Source organism: Luteimonas sp. R10 (assembly GCF_045689605.1).
Lineage (GTDB): Bacteria > Pseudomonadota > Gammaproteobacteria > Xanthomonadales > Xanthomonadaceae > Luteimonas.
This window is the reverse complement of record NZ_CP141262.1, coordinates 20625-47060: the sequence shown is the minus strand read 5'-3', so window position 1 is coordinate 47060 and position 26436 is coordinate 20625. Positions and strand designations below refer to the sequence as shown.

Sequence of the window (26436 nt, the reverse complement as noted above, 5' to 3'; positions counted from 1 at the left end):
GCCGGCGTCTCCCGGTCAGGCGGCCTGGGCCGGGGCTTCGACCAGCGTGCCCTTGTCCAGGTGCAGGGTGTGCGAGGCGTGTTCGGCGGCCTTGGGGTCGTGGGTGACCATGACGATGGTCTTGCCGTGCTCGCGGTTGAGCGTCTGCAGCAGGCCGAGGATCTCCTCGGCCGACTGGCGGTCGAGGTCGCCGGTGGGCTCGTCGCAGATCAGCAGGGTCGGGTCGGAGACGATCGCGCGGGCGATCGCCACGCGCTGCTGCTGGCCGCCGGACAGCTCCATCGGCTTGTGCCGGGTGCGATCGGCCAGGCCGACCAGCGTCAACGCGATCTCCGCGTTGCGCTTGCGCTGCGCGCCGCCGAGCTTGGTGAGCAGCAGGGGCAGCTCGACGTTCTTCTGCGCGGTGAGCGCCGGCATCAGGTTGTAGAACTGGAACACGTAGCCGACGTGGCTGCTGCGCCAGGTGGACAGCTGCCCGGCGCCCATGCGGTCGATGCGCTCGCCGGCGATCTCGATCTCGCCGGAAGTCGGCGTGTCGAGCCCGCCGATGAGGTTGAGCAGGGTGGTCTTGCCGGAGCCGGAAGGGCCCATCAGCGCGACGAAGTCGCCGGCCTCGATCTCCAGGTCGATGCCGTGCAGCACCTCGATCTTCTCGGGGCCGCGCTGGTAGGTCTTGGTGAGATTTCGGATCGAAACCAGGGATGTCATCGGCATTTCCTCGTGGTCTGCGCGGAGCGGCCGTGGCCCGGCCCGCAGGTGCCCGTGCATGGTTCGCGCGGGCGGCTGGAATGTCACGGCGACGCGCGCGCGCGCCGCCACCTTCATTGCTGTGCGATACGGATCCTGTCGCCGTCGGCCATGTCGGCGGGCGGGTCGAGCACGACCTCGTCCCCGGGCGCCAGGCCGGACAGCACCTCGCGCTGCGCGCCGGTGCCGCCGGCTACCCGCAGCACGCGCCGCTCGACCCGGTCGTCCCCGGCCAGCGCGAAGGCGACGGTGTCGCCGTCGCGCTCCACCACCGCCGCCGCCGATACCCGCAGCGTCCGGCGCTGCGCCTCGTCCGCGGCGCGCGCTTCTTCCAGGAAGCTCACCGACGCGCCCATGTCCGGCACGATGCGCGGATCCTTCTCCTTCAGCGCCACGCGCACCTTCACCGTGGCCTTGCCGCGATCGGCGGTGGGCACGATGGCGATCACCTCCGCCGGGATCTTCCAGTCCGGGTAGGCGTTGAGCGTCGCCTCGACCGGCATCTTCGGCTTCACCCGGCCGATGTAGGCCTCGCCGACGTCGACCTCGATCTCCAGCGAGTCCATGTCCACCACGGTGCCGATGCCGGTGCGGGTGAAGCCGCCGCCCGCCGACAGCGGCGAGACGATCTCGCCGGGCTGCGCCGCCTTCGCCACCACCACGCCGTCGAACGGCGCGCGCACCACGGTGTTGTCGACGCCGATGTCGGCGATCTTCAGCTGGTCGCCGGCGACGTCGACGTTGCGCTGCGCGGACGCGAGCTGCGCCCGCAGCGAGTCGCGCTCGGCCACTGCCTGCTCGTACTGCGCGCGCGACACCAGCTGCTGCTGCACCAGCGACTGCAGCCGTCGCGCGTTGGCTTCGGCCTCCTTCAATCGCGCCTGGACGTTGCCGACCTGGGTGCGCGCGGCGGCGAGCTGCGCGGCCGAAAGGCTGCGCTGGGCGTCGGCGTCGACCGGGTCGAGCGTGGCCATCACCTGGCCCTCCTCGACCGTCATGCCTTCCTCGATCAGCACCTCGCGCACGCGGCCGGTGATCTTGGCCGAGACCGTGGCCATGCGGCGCGCGACCACGTAGCCGCTGGCGTCCAGCACCGAGGCCGCCGCCGCGCCGCCGCCGCTGGCGACCACCGGCGCGGTTCGCACCTCGACGCTGCGGTCGCGGCCGAACAGCGCCCACGCGGCGAGCACGGCCAGGAGCAGGGCGATGGCCACGGCGATCGCGATCCACAGGCCGCGCCGCGAGGGCGGCGGGCCGGGCTTGCGGTCGATGCGCAGTTCCTTGAGCAGGTCGGCTTGGCTGTTCTGATTGTTCATGCGTACCCGGGACGGACGATCCGGTGCGAGTGTGACCGCCGGTGGCGCCACGGGTAGTGGCCGGAAGTCACGAGATGGTCGGGGACGGACGACCCGGCGCAGACTGACGCGGTACAGACTGGCGTGGATCCGGCCTGCGATCACCTGACGGTTGTCACCTGCTTTTCCTGATGCCGGCGACTGCCGGTGTCGGCCCCAGGGGCCGAGGATGGCGTCATCCGGCCACGAGGGCAAGCGACGATGGAAGACGGCGATACGGTGCCGGCGCAGCTGCGTGCGGCGGGAAAGCGATACGGCGACACCTGGGCGCTCGACGGCGTCGACCTGTCGCTGCGCGGCGGCGAGGTGGTGGCGCTGCTGGGTGCCAACGGCGCCGGCAAGAGCACCGCGGTCGGCCTGCTGCTCGGGCTGCTGCAACCCGACAGCGGCCGGGCCACGCTGCTCGGCAGGGCGCCGGGAGCGCTGGCGGCGCGGCGCGGCGCCGGGGTGATGCTGCAGACGGCCGGCATTCCAGGGACGCTGCAAGTGCGGGAACTGCTCGAACTCACCCGTAGCTACTACCCGGCACCGCGCAGCGTCGCCGATTGCGTGGCGCTGGCCGGCCTGGACGGTCTGCTCGGCCGCAGATACGGCCGCCTCTCCGGCGGACAGCAGCGCCGGGTGCAGTTCGCGCTGTCGATCTGCGGGCGACCGCGAATGCTGTTCCTCGACGAGCCGACCACCGGCCTGGACATCCAGGCGCGCGAACAGGTGTGGAGGGCAGTGCGCGAACTGGTCGCCGAGGGCAGCGCGGTGCTGCTGACCACGCACTATCTGGAGGAGGCGGAGGCGCTGGCCGACCGCGTGGTCATGCTGGAGGCCGGGCGCGTGGTCGCCGCCGGCAGCGTGGCGGAGGTCCGCGCGCGCGTGGTGCAGCGGCGTATCCGCTGCGTCTCGACGCTCGACGCCGACGCAGTCGCGCGCTGGCCGCAGGTGCGCAGCGCGACCCGTCGGGGCGAATCGCTGGAGATCGTGGCCGCCGGGGCCGAGGCCGTCGTGCGGCGGCTGCTCGACGGCGACCCGCAACTGCAGGATCTCGAGGTCCGTCGCGCCGGCCTGGCCGACGCCTTCCTCGAACTGAGCCGTGAATCCCGACAGGAGGCCGCGTGATGGACGTCTTGGCCGATACCGCAAGTTCCGCATCCGCGCCGCGCTGGCGCAGCTACGTGCTCGAGGCGCGCTGCGAGTTCCTGCGTCTGCTGCGCGAGCCGATGTACGTGCTGCCGACGCTGTTGTTCCCGGCGCTGTTCTACGTGCTGTTCGCGGTACTGCTCGGCGGTGGCCGCGGCCCGGCGGCGGCACAACTGCTGGCGGGCTATGGCGCTTTCGGGGTCATCGGTGCCGGGCTGTTCGGTTTCGGCGTCACCACCGCGCTGGACCGCGCACAGGGCTTCCTGCAGCTCAAGCGCGCGCTGCCGGTGCCGCCCGGTGCGTGGCTGCTGGCGCGGATGGCGATGGCGATGCTGTTCGCGGCCATGGTCACGCTGCTGCTGGTGGCGCTCGCCGCCACCCTGGCCGGGGTGGCGCTGCCGGCGACGCGCTGGGCGCTGCTGCTCGCCGTGAACGTGCTCGGGGTGCTGCCGTTCTGCGCGCTGGGCATGTACCTGGGCACCCTGGTCGGCGGCAACGCCGCGCCGGCGCTGATCAATCTGCTGTTCCTGCCGATGTCGTTCCTGTCCGGGCTGCTGCTGCCGCTGGCGGTGCTGCCGGACATCCTTGCCAGGCTGGCGCCGGCGTGGCCCGCGTACCACCTTGGCCAGGTGGCGCTGAAGGTCGTCGACGGCGACGCCGGCGGCAGCCTCTGGCTGCACCTGGCGGTGCTGGGCCTGGTGACGCTCGCCTGTTTCCTGCTGGCACGCCGGCGCCTGGCGTCGGCGGGCTGATCCGAACGCCTGCTTCCCGGGAGCACCGACCATGAAGAAGCGCTTGTCCGGGATCCTTGCCGTGGCCGCGCTGGTCGCGACGCTCGGCCTCGCCGTCGTGCTGCAGGGCGCCGATGGCGGATCCGGCAACGGCATCGCGATCGGCGACGTGCGCGTGCTCGACGTCGAACTGCACTGAAGCGGTGGCATGATGGCCGGCATGCACCCGGTCCGGTTCCCGCAGTGGCTGCGGCCGGCCCCGGACTCGGTGGCCGGCAGTGCCAGGTCCGCGGGCAGGTCGCCCTGGACCGAGGCCGTGCACGTGCTGTGGTCGGGATGGGTGTTCATCACTCCGGCATTCATGCCCGACGGCTACGACGCGCGCTGGCTGTGGCTGACGCTGGCTTCCTATCCGCTGTTCCTGCTGCTCTACGGCCGGGCGATGCTGGCGCCGGCCCGCAGCGCGCATCGCTACGCGCTGGGAATGATCGCCCTGTGCCTGGCTCTGCTGCCCTGGTACCCCGCGAGCTTCAGCTATTTCGTGTTCGGCTGCGTGCTGCTGCATCCGCAGCGCGTGCACACGCTGGCGCTCTATCTGGCGCTGCTGCTGGCGCTCAACGTCGTGCTGATCGGCTGGGCGCTGTGGCTCGGCTATCCGTGGCAGATGCTGGTGTGGTTGCCGATGGTGACCCTCATCGTCGGTATCGTCGTCCACGTCGAACGCATCGGCGCGAGCAAGGATCGCGCACTCAAGCTCTCGCAGGAGGAAGTGCGCCGGCTGGCCGCGACCGCCGAGCGCGAGCGCATCGGCCGCGACCTCCACGACCTGCTGGGGCACACGCTGTCGATGGTGGCGCTGAAGTCGGACCTGGCCGCGCGCCTGGTGGCGCGCGATCCGGATGCGGCGCGCGCGGAGATCGAGCAGGTGGGTCGCGGCGCCCGCGAGGCGTTGGCGCAGGTGCGGCGCGCGGTCAGCGGCATCCGCGCCGCCGGCATCGCCGCGGAGCTGGCTTCGGCGCGGCTGTTGCTGGAGTCCGACGGGGTGGCGTTCGGCTACCGGCTCGAGGGCGACGATGCCGACGCCGCGCTGCCGCCGTCAGTGGAGACGGCGCTGGCCCTCGCCGTGCGCGAGGCGGTCACCAACATCCAGCGCCATGCACGGGCCAGCCGGGCCGAGGTGCGGTTCGCGATCGAGGACGGCGAGGCGATCCTGCAGGTGGTCGACGACGGTCGCGGCGGCGCGATCGTGCCCGGCAACGGCCTGGCGGGCATGCGCGAGCGGCTGGAAGCGGCGCGCGGCTGCCTGCGCATCGACGCGGTCGAGGGCGGCGGCACCCGGCTCGAGGCGCGCGTGCCGCTGGCCGGCGAAGACGACCGTGTCCGCTGAAGCGGCATGCGCGGCGCGGCTTCCGGACGCGGCCGTCCCCGCCGCGGCCGGCGCCGGCAGGCTCTGCTATGTTGCGCCGATGCCCGCTCCGCGTCCGCACCGTCGATGATCCGTGTGCTGCTCGCCGAGGACCAGGCGCTGGTGCGCGGGGCGCTGTCGGCGCTGCTGGGCCTGGAGTCCGATATCGAGGTGGTCGGCGCCTGCGCCGACGGCGAGGCCGCGTGGCGCGAGCTGCAGCGGCTGCGTCCCGACCTGCTGGTGACCGACATCGAGATGCCCGGCCTCAGCGGCCTGGAACTGGCGCAGCGCATCCACCGCCACGAACTGCCGGTGAAGGTGGTGATCGTGACCACCTTCGCGCGGCCGGGATTCCTGCGCCGGGCGCTCGACGCAGGCGTGTCCGGCTACCTGCTCAAGGACGCGCCGGCCGAGGAACTGGCCGAGGCGCTGCGCAAGGTGCACCGCGGCGGCCGCGCCCTCGACCCGCAGCTGGCGCTGGAAGCGTGGTCCGAGGCCGATCCGCTCAGCGACCGCGAGCGCCAGGTGCTGCGCCTGGCCGGCGAGGGGCGCTCGGCGGGGGACATCGCCGGCCAGCTGCGCCTGTCGCAGGGGACCGTGCGCAACTACCTGTCCGAGGCGATCGGCAAGCTCGGGGTCGGCAACCGCATCGAGGCCTACCGGCTGGCGCGGCAGAAGGGCTGGCTCTAGCCCCCGGCACTGGATATGCGCGGGGAGGGGGCGTAGCCTCGGCGGCGTCGCCAGGCGAATCCGGGGAGGGAGCATGGACACGACGAAGGTACCGGCCACGCATTGGGTCGTGGGAGCGGTCGCGCTGGTGTGGAACCTGATCGGCGTGGCGATGTTCTTCCTGCAGACCCGCATGGGCCCGGAGCAGATCGCGGCGCTGCCGCCCGAGCAGCAGCAGGTCTACGCGGCGATGCCGGCCTGGCTGGACATCCCGTACGGCGTGGCGGTGTTCGGCGGCGTGCTGGGCGCGATCGCCCTGCTGTTGCGCCGGCGCTGGGCGCTGGCGATGTTCGCCGTCTCGCTGCTGGCGGTGGTGGTGCAGATGGCCGGCGTCTATGCGCTGACCCCCGCCTGGGCGGTGTCCGGCGTCTCGGGACTGCCGATGGCGCTGCTGATCATCGCCATCGCCGGGTTCCTGTTCTGGTACGCGCGTCGGGCGACGGTGCGCGGCTGGCTGCGCTGACGCCTCGCGGCGACGCCGCAGCCGTGGCGCGGGCGGTAAACTGGACGCCTGTCCTACCCGGTCCCCCGCCATGTCCGCAGCCGATGTCCGTCCAGAGCAAGCCAACGCCCAGCAGCGCTACGAGGTCCACCGCAGCGACCTGCCGCTGAGCTGCCCGCTGCCGTCGATGGCGCTGTGGAACTCGCACCCGCGCGTGTACCTGCCGATCGAGGCCGAGGGCGGCGAGTCCGACTGCCCGTACTGCGGCGCGCACTTCGTCCTGCTCGACTGATCCGGCCGGGCCCGCGCGCCGGTGCCGACGCCCCCCCGACTCACCGTGGTCCAGCTGCTGCCGGCGCTCGTGTCCGGCGGCGTCGAGCGCTCCACCATCGAGATCGCCGACGCCCTGGTGCGCGCCGGGCATCGCGCGCTGGTGGTGTCGGCCGGCGGCCGCCTGTTGCCGGCGCTGCGGGCGACCGGCGCCGAGCACGTCGCCCTCGACATCGGCCGCAAGTCGCTGCTGACGCTGCGCCATGTCGGCGCGCTGCGGCGGCTGTTCGCGGTCTCCGGCGCCGACATCGTGCATGCGCGTTCGCGCCTGCCGGCCTGGCTGGGCTGGCGCGCGCTTCGCGGCATGGCGGCCGCCGACCGGCCGCACTTCGTGACCACCGTGCACGGGCTGAACTCGCCCTCGCGCTACAGCGCGATCATGGCCCGCGGCGAGCGCGTGATCTGCGTGTCGCGGACGGTGCGCGACTACGTGCTGCGGCACTACCCGGAAACGGATCCCGGGCGCCTGCGGGTGGTGCCGCGTGGCATCGATCCGGTGCTGTTCCCGCGGCGGGCGTCTGCGGATCGCGCGGCACGTGCGCACGCGGCCGCGCGGCATCCGCAGCTGGCCGGCGATGGCCCGCTGCTGCTGCTGCCCGGGCGCGGCACCCGGTTGAAGGGGCACGCCGACGCCGTGGCATTGCTGGGCGCGTTGCGCGCTGGCGGCCTCGACGCCCGCCTGTGGATGCCCGGCGCACGTGAAGCCGGGCGCGAGCGCTACGTCGCCGAACTCGAGGCCGGGGCCGCGCGCGCCGGTGTCGCCGACGCGCTGGCGATCACGCCGCCGACCGCTGGGATCGCCGACGCCTACGCCGCCGCCGACCTGGTGCTGCAGCTGTCGCGCAAGCCCGAGGCGTTCGGGCGCACCGTGATCGAGGCGCTCTCGGTCGGCCGCCCGGTGCTCGGCTGGGACCACGGCGGCGTCGGCGAACTGTTGCGCGAACTGCAGCCGCCGGGCGCGGTGGCGCCGTTCGACGCCGCCGCCCTCGCCGAGGCCGCGCGCGCGCTGCTCGCGCAGGCGCCCGTCCTTCCCGCTACGATGCCCTACACCCTCGCCGCCATGCAGGCCGCCACGCTCGCCGCCTATGCCGAACTCGACCGTCGCTGACCGCAATCCCGCCGTGCCAGGCTGGCGCTGGGCGCCGCACTGGGTGCTGGCGTTCGTCGCGCTCTGGCCGGCGCCGGGCTATGCCGAAGGCGTGATGGTGCTCGGCGCGCTGGTGGCCATCGTGCGGCTGCTGATGGCGCGCTTCGCCCATGGCACCGCGCTGCTCAGCGTGCAGGCCTGGGCGCTGACCAGCGTGCTGTTCTGCGCCTATTGGCTGCCGGAGCTGTTCTCGTCGATCGGCGCGGTCGACAGCGGCCGCGCACTGCGGGAATCGATCGTCGACCTGCGCTACCTGCCGTTCCTGTGGCTGGTGGCCTCGGCGGTCGCCGACGAGCGCGGCCGCCGCATCACCTTCGGCGGACTGGCGGCGATCATCGGCATCTGGACCCTGGACGGGCTGGTCGAGGCGTTCTTCGGCACCAGCCCGCTGTTCTTCGGCATCGACGCGGCCAAGCAGCTGATCAGCGGCCGGCCGATGTGCTCGGCCGAGGACGTGGCGATGGTCGACCGCCTCAGCGGCATCCTCGGCCCGTGCAACCTCAAGCTCGGCCTGGTGCTGGCCAGCCTGTCGCCGTTCGCGCTGTACGCGGCGGGGCGCCGCTTCGGCACCGGCGGCTGGATCCTCGCCGCGGCGGCCCTGGGGCTGGTGATCCTGCTGGCGGGCGCGCGCGCATCGTGGCTCACCTTCGCCCTGGTGCTGCTGTTCTCGGGCTGGCGGCTGCTCGGCTGGAAGCGGCTGCTGGGCGTGTTCGGCTTCGGCGTGGCGACGGTGGCGCTGCTGACCCTGGCCTCGCCGCAGGTGCGCGACCGCATCGAGCGCACCGCGCAGATGGTCACCGCCGACGAGTCCGGCGTGGACATGGCGCTGTCCGGACGCATGCGCATCTGGGGCGCGGCGCTGTGCATGGCCGGAGAGCGGCCGGTCAACGGCGTCGGCGCGCGCGGTTTCCGCGAGGCGTTCCCGGCCTGCGATCCGCACGCCGGCCAGGCCGCCGCCTGGGGCGAGGGCCCGGCGCTGCATGCGCACCAGATCGTGCTCGAGATCCTCAGCGAGACCGGCGGCCTCGGCCTGCTGCTGTGGCTGGCCGGCGCCGCGCTGGCCTGGCGCGCCTGGCGCTACGCCGACCCCGGGGCCCGCGATCGCGCGCGCCCGGCGATGCTGGCGCTCGCGGTGACGGTATTCCCGCTCAACACGCACCTGGCGTTCTATTCGACGTTCTGGGGCGGGCTGACGCTGATGCTGGCGGCACTGTACGCCGGGAGCCTGCTGGCGCGGGAAGAGCCGGGGAGCGAGAAACGAGGAGTGAGAAACGAGTAAGGGCTAGGGCCCGCCGCTTGTGGGAGCGACGGGAGTCGCGACTGGTCGCCCCGTAGCGTTGCACTCCCTCGCTCCTACACTCGTTTCCCGTTCCTCTTCACCCGCTCCTCGTCAGTTCGTGCTCCTTCAGTAAACGGCTCCTCCGTCCGGCCGCCGCTTGAAGCGGCGGTGGATCCACAGGTACTGCGCCGGTGCGGCACGCGCCATCGCCTCGATGCCGGCCATGACCCGTGCGGTGTCCGTGGTCGCATCGCGCGAGGGAAAGTCCCCGAGCGCCGGCGACAGCCGCAGCGTGTAGCCGCCGTCGGCGCGGCGTTCGTGGCGGAACAGCACCACCGCCGCGCCGGACAATCGCGCCAGCTGGTGGGTGGAGGTCAGGCTGTGCGCCGGCTGGCCGAAGAAGGGCACGTAGACGGCGTCGCCCCGGCTCGGGTCCTGGTCCGGCGCGTACCAGAGCAGGCCGCCGCGCTTGAGGTGGCGCACGGTGCCGCGCACGTCCTGCTTTGGGAACATCGCCGCCGCGTAGCGCGCGCGGCCGCGAAGCACGGCCCATTCCATCGCCGGCTGCGCGTGCGGGCGGTACATGCCGGCCAGCGGGACGTGATCGCACAGCAGCCGGCCGCAGACCTCGAGCGTGGTGAAGTGCCCGGAGACCACGATCACGCCGCGGCCGTCGGCGCGTGCAGCCTGCAGATGCTCCAGGCCCTCGACCACCAGGCCGCGCCGCAGCGGCCGCACCGACCCCCACCAGGCGCGGGCGAACTCGAACAGCCCGATGCCCAGCGCGGCGAAGTGTTCGCGCAGCAGCGCCGCGCGCGCCACGGGGGCGAGCGCGGGAAAGCACAGTTCCAGGTTGCGTTCGGCCACCCGCCGGCGCTTGCCCAGCAGTCGCCGCAGCAGCGCGCCGAGCCCGCGCCCCAGCACCCGTTGCCATGACCAGGGCAGCCGCGCGGCGGCCGCCATCAGGCCGATGCCGATCCACGCCGGCCAGTGCCGCGGCGCCAGGGGCGGGCGGTGGAGTGTCGTGCCGGTGCGGCTCATGGGGGAATTGTAGGGTGCGGCGGTTGGTTGGGTGCGGGTGGAAGGGCGAGGAGCGAGAAACGAGGCGTGAGAAACGGGAGACGAGGCGCGAGCGGCGGGAACCGGAGGGGCGTGGGCGCGCGGTCCACACACGCACCATCGGTGGGCCAGCGGGTATCCTTCCGCGATGCCGGAGCCCTTAGTCGAACGCCTGCTGCGCGGCCTGTACTCGGCCGTGCTCTATGTCCTGGTGCCGGTGACGGTGTACCACTTGATCTGGCGGGGTTTCCGCCAGGCCGAATACTTCCAGCGCTGGAGCGAGCGCTACGCCTCGTACCGCGATGCGCCGCATGCCGCCACCGTCTGGGTGCACGCGGTGTCGGTAGGCGAGGTCAACGCGGCGGCGCCGCTGATCGATGCCCTGCTGCACCAGCGCCCCGACCTGCGCCTGCTGGTGACCACCATCACTCCGACCGGCTCGGCGCGGGTGACGACGCTCTGGGGCGGGCGCGTCGAGCACGTCTACCTGCCCTACGACCTGTCCGGCGCGGTGCGCCGCTTCCTCGATCACTACCGGCCGCGGCTGGGCCTGATCGTGGAAACCGAGCTGTGGCCGAACCTGCTGTTCTGCTGCCGCGACCACGGCATCCCGGTGTACGTGGTCAACGCGCGGCTGTCGGCGCGCTCGCTGCGCGGCTACCGGATCCTCCGGCCGCTGGTCGGCCGCGCACTGCGCACGGTGCGGATGGTGGCGGCGCAGTCGGCCGACGACGGCAGGCGCTTCGAACGCCTCGGTGCCTCGGCGGGGCAGATCGTGGTCACCGGCAACCTCAAGTACGACATCGCCGTCGATCCGGCGCTGGACGCGTTCGTGCGCGACTTCCGCGGCCGCATCGGCGACCGGCCGGTCTGGATCGCCGCCAGCACGCACGAGGAGGAGGAAGCGCCGGTGCTGGAGATCCATCGCCGGCTGCGCGCGCGCTGGCCGGACCTGCTGCTGCTGTGGGCGCCGCGGCATCCGGAGCGCTTCCGCGCCGTCGCGCAGCAGGCGGTCGCCGCCGGCTGGCGCACCGCCACCCGCAAGTTCACCCATTGGCCGGATGCGGACGACGCGGTGTTCGTGGTCGACACGCTCGGCGAGTTGATGAATTTCTACGGCTGCGCCGACGCGGCGTTCGTCGGCGGCAGCCTGCAGGACGTGGGCGGCCACAACCTGCTCGAGCCGGCGGCGGTCGGCACCGCCATGGTGACCGGTCCGCACCTGCACAACTTCAGCGAGATCGCGCGCCGGCTCGAACGGGCCGGCGGCGTGCGCATCGGCGCCGATGCCGCCGCGGTGGGCGCGGCGCTGGAAACCCTGCTCGGCGACAGCCGCCAGCGCGCGGCGATGGCCGCGGCCGCGGCGGCGCTGGTGGAGGAGGGGCGCGGCGCGGTCGAGCGGACCCTGACCGTGGTCTACGCCGACCTGCCGTAGGCGGTACCGGAAAATCCGCCGTGCCGCGACGGCGCCGTAGAGCGGAGCTCGCTCCGCTGCTTCGGCCCCGAAGCCCGTGGCTCCGGAACCCGTGCAGCCGAGCAAGCTCGGCTCTACACATACGGGCTTCGGAGGCGGTGCAGCGGAGCGAGCTCCGCTCTACGGGTATAGGCTTCGGGGCCTGTGCAGCCGAGCGGGCTCGGCTCTACTGGGGAGCCGTCAGGCGTGCCTCGGCCTCGACGGTGAGTAGGCCGTTGATGTCCCGCAGGTCGTCGATGTCGAGGCTGCCGGCGGCCTGCGCCAGCAGCAGCCGGTTCTGCAGGAAGTTGTAGCGCGCCAGCGCGTACCGCTGTTCGGCGTCGAACAGGGTCTGCTGGTTGATCAGCACGTCGACCACGGTGCGGGTGCCGACTTCCAGCCCGACCTGCGAGGCCTCGTAGGCGGCGCGCGCCGAGATCACCGCCTGGCGCCGCGCCTCGATCTCGGAGACGCCGGCGACCACGGTCTGGTAGGCGTTGCGGGCATTGCGCTCGAGCGCGCGCCGGGTCTGCTCCAGCTGGTCCCGGGCGATCTCGCGGCGGGCGATCGCCTCGCGCACGCCGGACTGGGTGGCGCCACCGCTGAAGATCGGCACGGTCAAGGTCAGCCCGATGTTGTGACCTTCGCTGGCCACGGTGGGATCCTGGTTGGGGGGACTCAACTCTCCCCAGGACGCGCCGTTGCTGTAGCCCGCACCCAGCGAGAGCCGCGGCAGGTGCCCCGACTTGGCGGTGGTGACATTGTGCTCGGCGCCCTGGTAGGCGTACTCGGCGGCCCGCAGCGACGGGTTCTGTGCGATCGCGGCGGCCACCCATTCGTCGGCGCCGCCTTCGGCCGGCACCTCCGGCTGGAAGTCGTCCGGCAGCGCGCGCAGGTCGCGCACCGGCCGGCCGGTGATCTCGGCCAGCGCCTGGTAGGCGTCCTCGAGCTGGTTGCGGGCGAGGATCACGTTGGCGCGGGCGCCGTCGTACTGCGCGCGGGCCTCGTGGACGTCGGTGATCGGCGCCAGGCCCACTTCCAGGCGCTTGTCGGCGAAGTCGTACTGCTTCTGCAGCGCGGCCTCGGACGCCTCGGCGGCGGCCAGGGTCTCGATCGCCACCAGCACGTCGAAGTAGGCGGCGGCGGTGCGGGTGATCAGCTCGTCGTTGGCCGCCTCCAGGTCGAAGCCGGCGGCGGTGTCGAGGTCGCGCTGCGCGCGCAGGCTGGAGATCTGCCCGAGGTCGAACACGGTCTGGTTGAGGTCGACGCCGACGCTGCGGCGGCGGAGGCTGCCGCTGCTCGATCCGCTGCCGGCCACGTAGTTGCGGCTGAGCGAGGCGCTGCCGTTGATCTGCGGCAGCAGCTGCGCCCGCGCCTGCACCCGGCCCTCGCGGGCGATGTCGCGGTTGGATTCGGAGATCGACAGCTGCGGATCGCCGCTGCGGGCCATCTCGTAGGTCTGCAGCAGGTCTTGGGCGAAGGCCGAGGCCGGCATCAGGGCGAGGGTGAGGGCGAGTGCGAGGGGGCGAAGCATGCGGGGATCCTTTGCGTGTCCGGTGGGTCCGTGCGGGCGTGCGCGGAGACTCGGGTCAGAGCTGGAATTCGGGCGCCGGCGCGGCGCCGGCGAGATAGCCGAGGTCGGTTTCGAACAACGATTCGGTCCGCGCGGCGTTGACGTCGCCGCCGACCATGTGCACCAGCACCGCCTCCATCGCCGGCGCGCGGCCGTGGACGACGAACATCCGTCCACCGGGACGCAGCCAGCCGAGGAAACGTGACGGGATGCGGTCGACCGCGGCGGTGACGCAGATCGCGTCGAAGCGGCGTTCGGTGTCCCAGGCGAAGGCGTCGGCGGTCTCGACCGCGACGTTGCCGATGCCGTGGGCCTCCAGGCGCGCGCGCGCGGCCTCGGCGAGATCGGCATGGCGCTCGAGGCTGACCACGTCGCGGGCCAGGCGGCCGAGGCAGGCGCTCAGGTAGCCGCTGCCGGTGCCGACCTCCAGCACGTCCTCGCCGGCGGCCGGCGCCAGCGACTGCAGGATCCGCCCGGTGACGACCGGCTTGAGCATGCGCTCGCCGTGGCCGAGCGGAATCTCGATGTCGCTATAGGCCAGCGCACGGTACGGCTCGGGCGCGAAGTCCTCGCGCGGCAGTTCGGCGAGTACGTCGAGCACGCGCTGGTCCAGCACGTCCCAGGGCCGGATCTGCTGCTCGACCATGGCTTCGCGGGCTCGGGCGTAATCGATCGTCATCGTGGCGGTCTCGTGCGCGGGGAGCGCAAGTTTAGCGGGCATTGCGGGGAGCGGCCGCACCGGGCGGCCGCGGACAGCATCGCCGCCCGCGGGACGATGACTGAGTGCCATAAGTCATCGCGACCCAGGTCACGGTACGGCGCCCGGGCGCCGGGGCGCATAGGCGCGCAGGAACATGTCGACCGATGCCTCGATATGTGCCTGGCGATGCACCTCGCAGTCGGTGTCCTCGTTGCAGCATTCGAACACCATCATCGCGTGCAGGTCGCCCTTGAGCAGCGTGAAGAATTGTGCCGAGGCACGCGGAATGTCGTCGATCTCCAGCTGTCCGGCCTTGACCCGCCGCCGCAGCAGCTCGGAGAAGGCGTTCTGCACGCGCACCGGCCCGCCTTGCCAGAAGGCCCGCGACAGGCGCTTCTCGACCATCTGCGGCGTGCACAGCAGGCGGTGCCCGGCCACGGCCTCGGGCGAGCTGACCATGGCGAAGAACGCGTTGGCGATCTCCAGCAGGCGTTCGCGCAAGGGCCGTCCCGGAGACGGGTCGAAGATCGAGGTCGGCATCTGCTGTTCGCAATAGGCCTTGGCGGCCTCGGCGAACAGCGTGTCCTTGTCGCCGAAATGGCTGTAGACGGTGAGCTTGGAGACGCCGGCCTCGCCGGCGATCTGGTCCATGCTGACGCCCTCGTAGCCCTGCTGCAGGAACATGCGCTCGGCGGCATCGAGGATCGCCGCGCGCTTGGTCAGGTCCTTGGGGCGGCCGGGGCTGGCCGTGGCCTTGGGAAGGGGTTTTCGCGACATGCTTCAATACTAGACCAACCGGTTTGATATTTATACTATACGGACCGGTTCATTAATTTGTCGGATACGGCGACGGAGATCCGTGATGGGCGGCAATGGCGGAAGAGGCGCGGCCCTGGTGCTGGCGCTGCTGCTGGGGGGCTGCGGCAGCGGCGACGAGCCGCCGGCGGCACCGCGTCCGGTCCTGGTCGAGCGCCCGGCGGAACGCGCGGCCGGGGCGGCGCTGGCGCTGGCCGGCGAGATCCGCGCCCGCGAGGAGAGCGCCCTGGCATTCCGGGTCGGCGGCAAGCTGGTGAAGCGCCATGTCGACGTCGGCGCCGCGGTCCGCCGTGGCGACCTGCTGGCCGAACTCGACCCCGACGACCAGCGCCTGCAGGCGCAGTCGGCCCAGGCCCAGTACGCCGCGGCCGAAGCCGAACTCAAGCGCGCCCGCGCCGACCAGGCGCGCTACGAGCGGTTGGCCGCGCAGCAGCTGGTCAGCCAGTCCACCCTCGACGCCCAGACCGCCGCCTTCCGCGCCGCGCAGGGGCAGGCGCGGGCGGCGCGCGCGCAGCTGGACGTGGCCCGCAACCAGGCCGGCTACACCGAACTGCGGGCGCCCGAGGACGGCGTGATCGCCGATCGCCAGGCCGAGGCCGGGCAGGTCGTCGCCGCCGGACAGACGATCTTCACCATCGCCGGCGACGGCGGCCGCGAAGTCGCCGTCGCGCTGCCGGAATCGCGCATCCGCGCGTTCCGGGTCGGCCAGGAGGTCGCGGTGGAGCTGTGGAGTGCGCCGGGGCGGCGCTGGTCCGGACGCATCCGCGAGATCGCGCCGGCGGCGGACCCGCAGGCACGCACCTACGCCACGCGCGTCGCGCTGGAGGACGCCGCCGCCGCCGCGGTCGAACTGGGCCAGAGCGCGCGCGTGTATGCCGCCGATACGGACCGCGCCGCCGTCAGCGTGCCGCTGTCGGCGGTGCAACGCGGCGACGACGGCGGCACTGCGTTGTGGGTGGTCGATCCGCAGGATCCGGTCGCCCGGCGCGTGCCGGTCCGGCTGGGCGAGTTCGGCGCCGAACGCGTCCCGGTGCTCGGCGGCCTGCCCGCGGATGCGCTGGTGGTGATCGCCGGCGGCCACCTGCTGCGCGAAGGCCAGCCGGTCGCCCCGGTCGACCGCGACAACAGCCCCCAAGAACCGAAAACCCCGAAGCCCGCAACCACAAAGGCCCAGTGATGTCGTCGCAGGAACTCCCGCACGGCACCAACTCCCCTTCCCCCGTTTACGGGGGAAGGATGGGATGGGGGCGACGCGCCCGCAAAGCACCCGACCCCTTCTCGACGCCGCCCGTGATGTCGTCGCAGGAACTCCCGCACGGCACCAACTCCCCTTCCCCCGCTTGCGGGGGAAGGATGGGATGGGAGCGAGACCGGAGCCAGCGTACCGCCGTGTCGGGTATCGCATCCGGGGCATGTCCCACCGCACTCGATGCGGATCCGCAGCTTGAAGCGTCGGGCTCCGTCCCCCCACCCCAGCCCTCCCCCGCAAGCGGGGGAGGGAGCGGGCCCAGTCTCCCTTTCCCCACTTGCGGGGGAGCGAGCGGGCCCGCCCGAGGAAAGCGCATGCCGGGTGACCGGGCGACCGCCGCGCCCCGGGCCGGATCTTCGATGCGGACCGTCCCATGACCCGCTTCAACCTGTCCGAATGGGCCCTGGGCAATCGCGGCCTGGTGCTGTACGCGATGCTGGTGGTGGCGATCGTCGGCACCTGGTCGTACCTGCGCCTGGGCCAGTCCGAGGATCCGCCGTTCACCTTCAAGGCGATGGTGGTGCGCACGCTGTGGCCCGGCGCGACCGCGGACGAGGTGGCCAGGCAGGTCACCGAGCGCATCGAGAAGAAGCTGATGGAGACCGGCGACTACGAGTTCATCCGCTCGTATTCGCGGCCCGGCGAGTCGCAGATCATCTTCATGGCGCGCGACTCGATGCGCTCGTCGGAGATCCCGGACCTCTGGTACCAGGTGCGCAAGAAGGTCGGCGACATCCGCGCCACCCTGCCAGAGGGCGTGGTGGGCCCGTTCTTCAACGACGAGTTCGGCGACACCTTCGGCAACATCTACGCGCTGACCGCGGACGGCTACGACTACGCGGTGATGAAGGACTACGCCGACCGCCTGCAGCTGCAGCTGCAGCGCCTGCCGGACGTCGGCAAGGTCGAGCTGGTCGGGCTGCAGGACGAGAAGATCTGGATCGAGGTCAGCAACACCCGGCTGGCGACCCTCGGCATCCCGCTGGCGGCGGTGCAGCAGGCGCTGGCCGAGCAGAACGCGGTGACGCCGGCCGGCTTCTTCGAAACCGCGAGCGACCGCGTGCGGCTGCGCGTCGACGGCGCCTTCGATTCGGTCGAGGCGATCCGCGCGTTCCCGATCCGCGCCGGCGGCCGCACCATCCGCCTGGACGACATCGCCACGGTGCGCCGCGGCTTCGCCGATCCGGCGGCGCCGCGGATGCGCTTCATGGGCGAGAACGCGATCGGCATCGCGGTGTCGATGCACGAGGGCGGCGACATCCTGCGGCTGGGCGAGACGCTGGAAACCGAGTTCGCGCGGCTGCAGGAGACGCTGCCGGTGGGCATGCAGCTGCGCAAGGTGGCCGACCAGCCGAAGGCGGTGGAGGATTCGGTCGGCGAGTTCGTCAAGGTGCTGGCCGAGGCGGTCACGATCGTGCTGCTGGTGAGTTTCTTCTCGCTCGGTTTCCGCACCGGGCTGGTGGTGGCGGTGTCGATCCCGCTGGTGCTGGCGATGACCTTCGCGGTGATGCACTACTTCGGCATCGGCCTGCACAAGATCTCGCTGGGCGCGCTGGTGCTGGCGCTGGGCCTGCTGGTGGACGACGCGATCATCGCGGTGGAGATGATGGCGATCAAGATGGAGCAGGGTTACAGCCGGCTGAAGGCGGCCAGCTTCGCCTGGGACCACACCGCGTTCCCGATGCTCACCGGCACCCTGGTGACCGCCGCGGGATTCCTGCCGATCGCCACCGCCGCGTCGAGCACCGGCGAATACACGCGCTCGCTGTTCCAGGTGGTGACGATCGCGCTGGTGGTGTCGTGGATCGCGGCGGTGCTGTTCATCCCGTACCTGGGCGACAAGATGCTGCCGGACTTCGGCGCGCCGAAGCCGCTCCGTCCCGGCTCGCCGGTGGCGCGCTGGCGCGCGTTGCGCGCGCGGCTCGCCGACCGCTGGCCCGCGTTCGCCTTCGTGCTCGAGCCGAGGTCGGGCGATGCGCACGACCACGATCCCTACCAGCGCCCGTTCTACCGCCGCTTCCGGCGCTGGCTGGACTGGTCGCTGGCGCACCGCTGGCTGGTGATCGGCGCCACGGCAGGGCTGTTCGTCGCCTCGCTGCTGCTGTTCCGATTCGTGCCGCAGCAGTTCTTCCCCGATTCGACCCGGCTGGAGCTGATGGTCGACCTGGAGCTGGCCGAGGGCAGCTCGCTGCGCGCCACCGAGGCGCAGGCGCGCAAGCTCGAGAAGCTGCTGGCCGGGCACGAAGGCGTCGACAATTACGTCGCCTATGTCGGCACCGGCTCGCCGCGCTTCTACCTGCCGCTCGACCAGCAGCTGCCGCAGGCGAACTTCTCCCAGTTCGTGGTGATGACCACCGACGTCGCCGCGCGCGAGCGGGTCCGCGCCTGGCTGACAGACGAGGTCGCGTCCGCGTTCCCCGAGCTGCAGCTGCGCGTCACCCGGCTGGAGACGGGGCCGCCGGTGGGCTATCCGGTGCAGCTGCGCGTGTCCGGCGAGCACATCGAGCGCGTGCGCGAGATCGCGCGCGCCGTGGCCGACAAGGTCCGCGCCAATCCGCACGCGACCAACGTCAACCTCGACTGGGACGAGCCCAGCAAGGTGGTGCGGCTGAAGATCGACCAGGACCGCGCCCGCGCCCTGGGCGTGAGTTCGCAGCACGTGGCGCAGTACCTGTCCGGATCGCTGTCCGGACTGCCGGTGAGCGTGTACCGCGAGGGCAACGAACTGGTCGAGATGCTGCTGCGCGGCCCGGCCGACGAGCGCGGGCAGCTGGAGATGCTGGGCAGCCTGGCGGTGCCGACCGGAAGCGGGCAGTCGGTGCCGGTGGCGCAGATCGCGACCCTGGAGTACGTGTTCGAGGACGGCATCGTCTGGCACCGCGACCGCCTGCCGACGGTGACCGTGCGCGCCGACATCCGCAACGGGCTGACCCCGCCGACGGTGGTCGCGCAGATCCTGCCGACGCTGAAGGAGATCCGCGCGGGACTGCCGCAGGGCTACCTGCTGGAGACCGGCGGCACGGTCGAGGACTCGGCGCGCGGGCAGAACTCGATCAAGGCCGGCATGCCGCTGTTCCTGTTCGTGGTGGTGTCGCTGCTGATGCTGCAGCTGCGCAGCTTCCCGCGCGTGGCGCTGGTGCTGCTGACCGCGCCGCTGGGCCTGATCGGGGTGACGCTGTTCCTGCTGGCGTTCCGGGTGCCGTTCGGGTTCGTGGCGATGCTGGGCACGATCGCGCTGGCCGGCATGATCATGCGCAACGCGGTGATCCTGGTCGACCAGATCGAGCAGGACGTCGCCGCCGGGCTCGATCGCTGGCACGCGATCATCGAGGCCACCGTGCGCCGCTTCCGCCCGATCGTGCTGACCGCGCTGGCGGCGATCCTGGCGATGATCCCGCTCTCGCGCAGCGTGTTCTTCGGGCCGATGGCGGTGGCGATCATGGGCGGCCTGACCGTGGCCACCGTGCTGACGCTGGTCTTCCTGCCGGCACTCTACGCGGCCTGGTTCCGGGTGAGGCGCGTGCCGGCGCAGACATAGGGCCGCGCTTGTGGGAGCGACGGAAGTCGCGACTTCCGTCGCTCCCACAGAGCAAGATCTCGTTGCCCGCCGGCATCGAGCCTGCCTCGCCGCCTGCCGTGTTCACGGCGCGGCGCTGAAGTACCTGGGAGTGTCGCGTCGATGTCGATGAACGACGCCGCAGGGCGGAGCCCGCTCCGCCGCACGCGGTTCCGGGTCACGAGCCGCCGGATGATTCGGCGCTACGGCCGGGAGCGGGCGCTTGCTCAAGGGAGTGTTCATGCCGCGGTTGCCCCGCAGCATGACCCCGGCCCGCATTCGGCGCTAGACTCGCCGCGCAAGCGACGGCCGACGCCATCGGCCCAGCCAGCGGCGGGGTGCAGCGCGGTGGAACCGACCGACATTCGCGACCCGGACGTCTTCCACAGGGTGGTGGACTGCCAATGGGCCTGCCCGGCGCACACGCCGGTGCCCGAGTACATCCGCCTGATCGCCGCCGGCCGCTACGCCGATGCGTACATGGTCAACTGGCACAGCAACGTCTTTCCGGGGATCCTCGGCCGCACCTGCGACCGCCCCTGCGAGCCGGCATGCCGGCGCGGGCGGGTCGAGGAGAACAACGGCGCCAAGCCCGAACCGGTGGCGATCTGCCGGCTCAAGCGCGTCGCCGCCGACCACAAGGGCGACGTGCGCGGGCGCATGCCGAGGCCGGCGGCGCGGCCGAACGGCCGGCGCGTCGCCTGCGTCGGCGCCGGGCCCGCCTCGCTGACCCTGGCGCGCGACCTGGCGCCGCTCGGCTACCGGGTCACCGTCTTCGACGCCGACGCCAAGGCCGGCGGCTTCATGCGCACCCAGGTGCCGCGCTTCCGGCTGCCCGAAGCGGTGATCGACGAGGAGACCGGCTATATCCTCGATCTCGGCGTCGAGTTCGTTGGCGGCCGCCGCATCGATTCGATGCGGGACCTGCTGGCCCACGGGTTCGACGCCGTGTTCGTCGGCAGCGGCGCGCCGCGCGGCCGCGATCTCGACCTGCCCGGGCGCGCGGAGGCCGGTGCGCAGATCCACGTCGGCCTCGACTGGCTGGCCAACGTCTACTTCGGCCATGTCACCAAGGTCGGCCGGCGGGTGCTGGTGCTCGGCGGCGGCAACACCGCGATGGACTGCTGCCGCAGCGCGCGGCGCCTGGGCGGCGAGGACGTCAAGGTGATCGTACGCTCCGGCTTCGACCAGATGAAGGCCAGCCCGTGGGAGAAGGAGGACGCGATGCATGAGGGCATCCCGATCCTCGACTGCCGCGTGCCCAAGGCCTTCACCCACGCCAGCGGCAAGCTGACCGGCATGACCTTCGAGAAGGTGCGGGTGGAGTACGGCGACGACGGCCGCCGCCGGCTGGTGCCGACCGGCGAGCCGGACGAATTCCACCCCTGCGACGAGGTGCTGATCGCGGTCGGCCAGGAGAACGCCTTTCCGTGGATCGAGCGCGACCTCGGCATCGAGTTCGACCAGTGGGGCATGCCGGTGGTGGACGCGACCACGTTCCAGTCGACGCTGCCGCACGTGATGTTCGGCGGAGACGCGGCGTTCGGGCCGAAGAACATCATCTGGGCCGTCGCCCACGGCCATGCGGCCGCGGTCACGGTCGACCGCCTGCTCGAGGGCGAGGACCCGCGCGTGCGTCCGGCCCCGGACGTGCAGCTGCTCTCGCAGAAGATGGGCATCCACGAATGGAGCTACGACAACGCGGTCTCGCCCGACGAGCGCTATGCGGTGCCCTGGTCGGAGGCGGCCAGGAAGCTCGACAGCCTGTCCACCGAGGTCGAGCTGGGCTTCGACCCGGCCACCGCGTGGAAGGAGACCCAGCGCTGCCTCAACTGCGACGTGCAGACGGTGTTCGACCGCGACAAGTGCATCGAGTGCGACGCCTGCGTCGACATCTGCCCGACCGACTGCATCACCTTCACCGCCAACGGCGGGGAGGACGAGCTGCGGACGCGGCTGACCGCGCCGGCGCTCAACGCCGACCAGGGCCTGTACGTCTCGGAACCGCTGAAGACCGCGCGGGTGATGGTCAAGGACGAGGACGTCTGCCTGCACTGCAGCCTGTGCGCCGAGCGCTGCCCGACCGGCGCCTGGGACATGCAGAAGTTCCTGCTGCAGGAGGTCTATGCCGGGCCCGCCTGCCGCGGCGCGAAGGCGAAGGAAGCGGCATGACTCGATCCCCAAAAGCCCGGAACATCCCGCTCCCCCCTTACATCCTGCTCCCCCCTTTGAAAAAGGGGAGCTGGGGGGGATTTGCTTTTGACGGCTCCCAATACAAGCGACCGCAAGAGCAAATCGCTACGCGATTCCCGGCCCCCGCGCAGCGCGCGGGGGCGCCTAAGCCGCCGCAAGCCTGCGGCTTGCAAGCGGCGACTTTCGCCCCCCCCGATCCCCCTTTTCAAAAGGTGGAAGGGCGGGCCTTGGAAGCCGCGTTCGGCGCCGCAGGCCCGGTCGGAAACGGCGGATCGCATCTTCTTCCTCAGCTTGGTCCCGCCGCATGACCCCGGCCGTCGCCCCGCTGCAGTCGGTCAACGATTTCGTCGTCAAGTTCGCCAACGTCAACGGCTCCGGGTCGGCCTCGGCCAACGAGTTGTTCGCCAAGGCGATCCTGCGCATGGGCGTGCCGGTCGGCCCGCGCAACATCTTTCCCTCGAACATCCAGGGCCTGCCCACCTGGTACGAGGTGAGGGTCTGCGAGCGCGGCTGGCTGGGCCGCCGCGGCGGCGTCGACCTGATGGTGGCGATGAACCCGCAGACCTGGGACGAGGACGTGGCCGGCATCGAGCCCGGCGGCTACCTGTTCCACGACAGCAGCAAGCCGCTGCCGCGCTCGAAGTTCCGCGACGACATCACCGCGATCGGCGTGCCGCTGACCGCGATCTGCAACGCGACCTACGCCGATCCGCGCCAGCGCCAGCTGTTCAAGAACATCATGTACGTGGGCGCGTTGAGCGCGCTGCTGGACATGGACGTGGCGGTGATCGAGGCCCTGGTCGGCGAACAGTACCGGAGCAAGCCTAAGCTGCTGCCGCCGAACGTCGAGGCGCTGCACCTGGGCCGCGACTGGGTGCGCGAGCACCTGCCGCACCCGATCGGGCTGCGGGTGCGCAAGGCCGACGCGGTGGGCGACCGCATCTTCGTCGAGGGCAACGCCGCCGCCGCGCTCGGCTGCGTCTACGGCGGCGCCACCGTCTGCGCCTGGTATCCGATCACGCCGTCGTCGTCGCTGGCCGAGGCCTTCCAGGCGTACTGCCGCAAGTACCGCGTCGACGAGCAGGGCAAGGCGCGTTACGCGGTGATCCAGGCCGAGGACGAGATCGCCTCGGTCGGCATGGTGGTCGGCGCCGGCTGGAACGGCGCGCGCGCCTTCACCGCCACCGCCGGCCCGGGCATTTCGCTGATGGGGGAGTTCATCGGCCTGGCGTACTTCGCCGAGATCCCGGTCACCATCATCGACGTGCAGCGCGGCGGGCCTTCGACCGGGATGCCGACGCGCACCCAGCAGTCCGACGTGCTGGCCTGCGCCTACGCCTCGCACGGCGATACCAAGCATGTCCTGCTGTTCCCGGAGGATCCGCACGAGTGCTTCGATTTCGCCGCGCGCGCGCTGGACCTGGCCGACCGCCTGCAGACGCCGGTGTTCGTCATGAGCGATCTCGACATCGGCATGAACCAGCGCCTGTGCGCGCCGCTGCAGTGGGACGACGCGCGCCGCTACGACCGCGGCAAGGTGATGACCGCCGAGGCGCTGGAGGCGGGCGCCGAGTTCGCCCGCTACCGCGACGTCGACGGCGACGGCATCCCGTACCGCACCTGGCCGGGCACGCACCCGGACAAGGGCGCCTACTTCACCCGCGGCACCTCGCGCGATCCGTCGGCGCGCTACTCCGAGCGCGGCGCCGACTACGTCTACAACATGCAGCGCCTGCTGCAGAAGTTCGAGACCGCGAAATCGCTGGTGCCGCAGCCGCTGTCCACGCCGGCCGCGGCCGGGCAGGCGGCGGCGCCCGCGCGCCACGGCGTGCTGTTCTACGGCTCGACTAGTCCGGCCATGGCCGAGGCGATCGACCGGCTGCGGGCCGAGGGCATGGCGCTGGACATGCTGCGGATCCGCGCGTTCCCGTTTCCCGACACGGTGCGCGGCTTCATCCTCGCGCACGAGGCGGTGTTCGTGGTCGAGCAGAACCGCGACGGGCAATTGCGGACGCTGCTGGTGAACGAGTTCGACCTGGACCCGGCGCGGCTGATCGCGGTGCTGCACTACGACGGCACGCCGATCACCGCACGCTTCATCGCCGGGGCGATCGCCGTGCACGTGCGGCCGGAGGCGCAGCGGAACAAGGTGGCGTGATGCCTTTCCCTTCTCCTTTCGGGAGAAGGTGGCGCGGAGCGCCGGATGAGGGTGCGGCGAAGCAGCGGCGAACCGAGCCATCGCGACTTCGCCGTACCCTCACCCCAACCCCTCTCCCGGAGGGAGAGGGGCTCAAGCTTTTCCCTTCTCCCTCCGGGAGAAGGTGGCGCGGAGCGCCGGATGAGGGTGCGGCGAAGCCGCAGCGAACCGAACCATCGCGACTTCGCCGTACCCTCACCCCAACCCCTCTCCCGGAGGGAGAGGGGTTCGAAGCGTTCCCTCTCAGAGGAGAGGGGCTCGACAGCAGGACTATCCGATGACCTATCTCGCCAAGCCGAAGCTCCACCACCCCACGCTCGCCTGCAACGCGATCGGCTTCACCCGCCGCGACTACGAGGGCAAGATCAGCACGCTGTGCGCCGGCTGCGGGCACGACTCGATCTCGGCGGCGATCATCCAGGCCTGCTGGGAGCTCGACATCCGGCCGCACCGGCTCGCCAAGCTGTCCGGCATCGGCTGCAGCTCGAAGACGCCCGACTACTTCCTCGGCCAGTCGCACGGCTTCAACACGGTGCACGGGCGCATGCCCTCGGTGCTCACCGGCGCCAGCCTGGCCAACCGCGGCCTGATCTACCTCGGGGTGTCCGGCGACGGCGACTCGGCGTCGATCGGCATCGGCCAGTTCGTGCACGCGATCCGGCGCGCGGTGGACATGACCTACATCGTCGAGAACAACGGCGTCTACGGCCTGACCAAGGGCCAGTTCTCCGCCACCGCCGACCAGGGTTCGGTGTCCAAGCGCGGCGTGGCCAACAGCGACAGCGCACTGGACATGGTGACCATGGCGCTGCAGCTGGGCGCCAGCTACGTCGCCCGCGGCTTCTCCGGCGACAAGAAGCAGCTGGTGCCGCTGATCAAGGGCGCGCTGGCGCATCGCGGCGCCGCCTTCCTCGACATCGTCAGCCCCTGCGTCGCCTTCAACAACCACGACGGCAGCACCCGCAGCTACGACTACGTGCGCGAGCACAACGAGGCGGTGAACCGGCTCGACGTGATGCCGCCGCGGGCGGAGATCGTGGTCGACTACGCCGCCGGCGAGCGCATCGACGTGCCCCAGCACGACGGCTCGGTGCTGCGGCTGCACAAGGTCGACGGCGGCTACGACCCGCGCGACCGCATCGCGGCGATGAACCTGGTCCAGCAGCGCCACGCGCGCGGCGAGATCGCGACCGGCCTGCTGTACGTCGACCCCGATGCCGTGGACCTGCATGCGCACCTCGGCACGGTCGAGGCGCCGCTCAACAGCCTCGAGGCGGACACGCTGTCGCCGGGCGCGGAGGCGCTGGCCCGGATCAACGCGGCGCTGCGTTGACGCGATCGCGCGGGGCGTTTCTTCGCCTCGCGTACCTCGTAGAGCGGAGCTTGCTCCGCTGACGCGGGCTCCGGAGCCGAGAGCAGCCGAGCAAGCTCGGCTCTACGCGCGTGGGAACGCTCGTTCCGAGGTCGTGCGTTCTGCGCTCAGTGCCCCACCGAAGACCCTACTTCGGGGGTTGCAGCAGCTCGACGATGTCCGCTCCCAGGACCTGGGCTATCCGCTCAAGGCCATCGATGGAGATGTTGGTGACGCAGCGTTCGAGCTGAGATATGTATGTCCGATGGAACTCCGCCAGTTCGGCGAGTTGCTCCTGAGTCAACCCGTTAGCTTTACGCAGGCGGTGGATGTTCGCGGCCACGCGTTCGCGTGCGTTCGGTGCAGGACGAGGCGAGGACTTGGAAGGCATGCCTTCCAGCCTGCGCATCTAACGGCTCGCGTTCTACAGAGTGCCAGTCTACTGTATATAACTCTACATTTGGGCCGGAACCTGTGAGCACGAGGCGCGCGATGCTGTACCACGCGGGCGCCCGCCGCTCCCATGGCGACTGACGCATTCCGCACACGTGCGCTGATCCCGAGTCCGGCTTCAACAGCCGTCTCGACGGCCCGCCGCCTCGGATTGCCAGCCCTCCTGAGGCTGCAGCTTCGTCGTAGACCCTGAGACGCCATTCCGCTACGCGGGCGGCTGGAGCAGGTCGACGATGTCCACGCCCAGAACCACGGCGAACCGCTCAAGGCGGTCAATGGAGATGTTGGTCTTGGCGCGCTCGAGCTGCGACACGTAGGTGCGATGGCACTCTGCCAATTCGCCGAGCTTCTCTTGACTCATCTTCTCCTTCTCCGCCTTGCGTAGACGGCGGATGTTCGCCCCAACGCGAGAGCGGGCACTGGGTACGGCTGCGGGAGAAGGCCGGGAAGGCATGTGCCCAGCCTGTACCTCTACCGTCTTGCAATCTACAGTATATAAATCTACTGTTTATTACTCTCATTTCTCGCTCCGTAGCGCCG

The 26436-nt window shown here is 71.4% G+C and carries 23 protein-coding genes; 15 read left to right on the top strand and 8 right to left on the bottom strand.

Annotation, left to right across the window (positions count from 1 at the left end; all coding sequences use genetic code 11):
- Positions 1–15 precede the first annotated feature (15 nt).
- Both U3649_RS00210 and U3649_RS00205 read right to left on the bottom strand, forming a co-directional pair.
- Positions 16–708, bottom strand: a complete 693-nt coding sequence (locus U3649_RS00210; RefSeq protein ID WP_407352893.1) for an ABC transporter ATP-binding protein — start codon at positions 706–708, stop codon at positions 16–18.
- A gap of 113 nt (positions 709–821) precedes the next feature.
- Complete coding sequence (locus tag U3649_RS00205; RefSeq protein WP_407352892.1) at positions 822–2063, bottom strand: efflux RND transporter periplasmic adaptor subunit; 1242 nt, start codon at positions 2061–2063, stop codon at positions 822–824.
- A 240-nt stretch (positions 2064–2303) separates the two neighbouring features.
- Between U3649_RS00205 and U3649_RS00200 the strand changes: the two genes are divergently transcribed.
- The 9 genes from U3649_RS00200 (at position 2304) to U3649_RS00160 (ending at position 9296) form a co-directional block, all read left to right on the top strand.
- Positions 2304–3212, top strand: coding sequence for an ABC transporter ATP-binding protein (locus U3649_RS00200; RefSeq protein WP_407352891.1), 909 nt, complete (start codon positions 2304–2306; stop codon positions 3210–3212).
- Positions 3212–3985, top strand: coding sequence for an ABC transporter permease (locus U3649_RS00195; protein WP_407352890.1), 774 nt, complete (start codon positions 3212–3214; stop codon positions 3983–3985). The genes U3649_RS00200 and U3649_RS00195 overlap by 1 nt, the downstream gene beginning before the upstream one ends.
- Positions 3986–4016: 31 nt before the next feature.
- Positions 4017–4163 carry a hypothetical protein gene (locus U3649_RS00190; protein ID WP_407352889.1) on the top strand — a complete coding sequence of 49 codons (147 nt, stop codon included), beginning with the start codon at positions 4017–4019 and terminating at the stop codon, positions 4161–4163.
- 21 nt (positions 4164–4184) lie between these two features.
- A complete protein-coding gene (locus U3649_RS00185) occupies positions 4185–5351 on the top strand; it encodes a sensor histidine kinase (protein WP_407352888.1) in 1167 nt (388 codons plus the stop codon).
- A 105-nt stretch (positions 5352–5456) separates the two neighbouring features.
- Complete coding sequence (locus tag U3649_RS00180) at positions 5457–6059, top strand: response regulator (RefSeq protein ID WP_407352887.1); 603 nt, start codon at positions 5457–5459, stop codon at positions 6057–6059.
- A 73-nt stretch (positions 6060–6132) separates the two neighbouring features.
- Complete coding sequence (locus U3649_RS00175; protein ID WP_407352886.1) at positions 6133–6561, top strand: hypothetical protein; 429 nt, start codon at positions 6133–6135, stop codon at positions 6559–6561.
- A gap of 70 nt (positions 6562–6631) precedes the next feature.
- A complete protein-coding gene (locus U3649_RS00170) occupies positions 6632–6832 on the top strand; it encodes a zinc-finger domain-containing protein (protein WP_407352885.1) in 201 nt (66 codons plus the stop codon).
- 21 nt (positions 6833–6853) lie between these two features.
- On the top strand, positions 6854–7978 hold the full coding sequence (locus U3649_RS00165; RefSeq protein WP_407352884.1) for a glycosyltransferase: 1125 nt from the start codon (positions 6854–6856) through the stop codon (positions 7976–7978).
- Positions 7956–9296: an O-antigen ligase family protein gene (locus U3649_RS00160; protein ID WP_407352883.1), complete on the top strand. Its 1341-nt coding sequence runs from the start codon at positions 7956–7958 to the stop codon at positions 9294–9296. Before U3649_RS00165 ends, U3649_RS00160 begins: the two co-directional genes overlap by 23 nt.
- Positions 9297–9422: 126 nt before the next feature.
- Here the strand turns inward: U3649_RS00160 and lpxL are convergent, their stop codons facing one another.
- Positions 9423–10337 carry an LpxL/LpxP family Kdo(2)-lipid IV(A) lauroyl/palmitoleoyl acyltransferase gene (gene lpxL, locus U3649_RS00155; RefSeq protein ID WP_407352882.1) on the bottom strand — a complete coding sequence of 305 codons (915 nt, stop codon included), beginning with the start codon at positions 10335–10337 and terminating at the stop codon, positions 9423–9425.
- 166 nt (positions 10338–10503) lie between these two features.
- On the opposite strand from lpxL, the gene waaA reads away from it, so the two are divergent.
- Complete coding sequence (gene waaA, locus U3649_RS00150) at positions 10504–11790, top strand: lipid IV(A) 3-deoxy-D-manno-octulosonic acid transferase (RefSeq protein ID WP_407352881.1); 1287 nt, start codon at positions 10504–10506, stop codon at positions 11788–11790.
- Between the two features lie 205 nt (positions 11791–11995).
- Here waaA and U3649_RS00145 read toward each other — a convergent pair whose 3' ends face one another.
- From U3649_RS00145 to U3649_RS00135, 3 genes are all read right to left on the bottom strand, one after another.
- The gene (locus tag U3649_RS00145; RefSeq protein ID WP_407352880.1) at positions 11996–13342 is read right to left on the bottom strand and encodes a TolC family outer membrane protein; all 1347 of its coding nucleotides are present in this window, start codon (positions 13340–13342) and stop codon (positions 11996–11998) included.
- Positions 13343–13397: 55 nt separating this feature from the next.
- Positions 13398–14060, bottom strand: a complete 663-nt coding sequence (locus U3649_RS00140) for a protein-L-isoaspartate O-methyltransferase family protein (RefSeq protein ID WP_407354665.1) — start codon at positions 14058–14060, stop codon at positions 13398–13400.
- 129 nt (positions 14061–14189) lie between these two features.
- Positions 14190–14858: a TetR/AcrR family transcriptional regulator gene (locus U3649_RS00135; protein ID WP_407352879.1), complete on the bottom strand. Its 669-nt coding sequence runs from the start codon at positions 14856–14858 to the stop codon at positions 14190–14192.
- Positions 14859–14943: 85 nt separating this feature from the next.
- Here U3649_RS00135 and U3649_RS00130 point away from each other — a divergent pair, with 85 nt between their 5' ends.
- The 5 genes from U3649_RS00130 to U3649_RS00110 all read left to right on the top strand — a co-directional run bounded on the left by U3649_RS00130 (position 14944) and on the right by U3649_RS00110 (position 25425).
- The gene (locus U3649_RS00130; protein WP_407352878.1) at positions 14944–16074 is read left to right on the top strand and encodes an efflux RND transporter periplasmic adaptor subunit; all 1131 of its coding nucleotides are present in this window, start codon (positions 14944–14946) and stop codon (positions 16072–16074) included.
- 445 nt (positions 16075–16519) lie between these two features.
- Positions 16520–19684 (top strand): efflux RND transporter permease subunit, encoded by a 3165-nt coding sequence (locus U3649_RS00125; RefSeq protein WP_407352877.1) that lies wholly within the window; start codon positions 16520–16522, stop codon positions 19682–19684.
- Between the two features lie 366 nt (positions 19685–20050).
- On the top strand, positions 20051–21874 hold the full coding sequence (locus U3649_RS00120; protein WP_407352876.1) for an FAD-dependent oxidoreductase: 1824 nt from the start codon (positions 20051–20053) through the stop codon (positions 21872–21874).
- Positions 21875–22199: 325 nt separating this feature from the next.
- Positions 22200–24053 carry a 2-oxoacid:acceptor oxidoreductase subunit alpha gene (locus tag U3649_RS00115; protein ID WP_407352875.1) on the top strand — a complete coding sequence of 618 codons (1854 nt, stop codon included), beginning with the start codon at positions 22200–22202 and terminating at the stop codon, positions 24051–24053.
- Between the two features lie 316 nt (positions 24054–24369).
- Positions 24370–25425 carry a 2-oxoacid:ferredoxin oxidoreductase subunit beta gene (locus U3649_RS00110; RefSeq protein WP_407352874.1) on the top strand — a complete coding sequence of 352 codons (1056 nt, stop codon included), beginning with the start codon at positions 24370–24372 and terminating at the stop codon, positions 25423–25425.
- A gap of 166 nt (positions 25426–25591) precedes the next feature.
- Here U3649_RS00110 and U3649_RS00105 read toward each other — a convergent pair whose 3' ends face one another.
- On the bottom strand, positions 25592–25852 hold the full coding sequence (locus tag U3649_RS00105; RefSeq protein WP_407352873.1) for a helix-turn-helix domain-containing protein: 261 nt from the start codon (positions 25850–25852) through the stop codon (positions 25592–25594).
- Positions 25853–26101: 249 nt separating this feature from the next.
- A complete protein-coding gene (locus U3649_RS00100) occupies positions 26102–26350 on the bottom strand; it encodes a helix-turn-helix domain-containing protein (RefSeq protein WP_407352872.1) in 249 nt (82 codons plus the stop codon).
- Between the last annotated feature and the right edge of the window lie 86 nt (positions 26351–26436).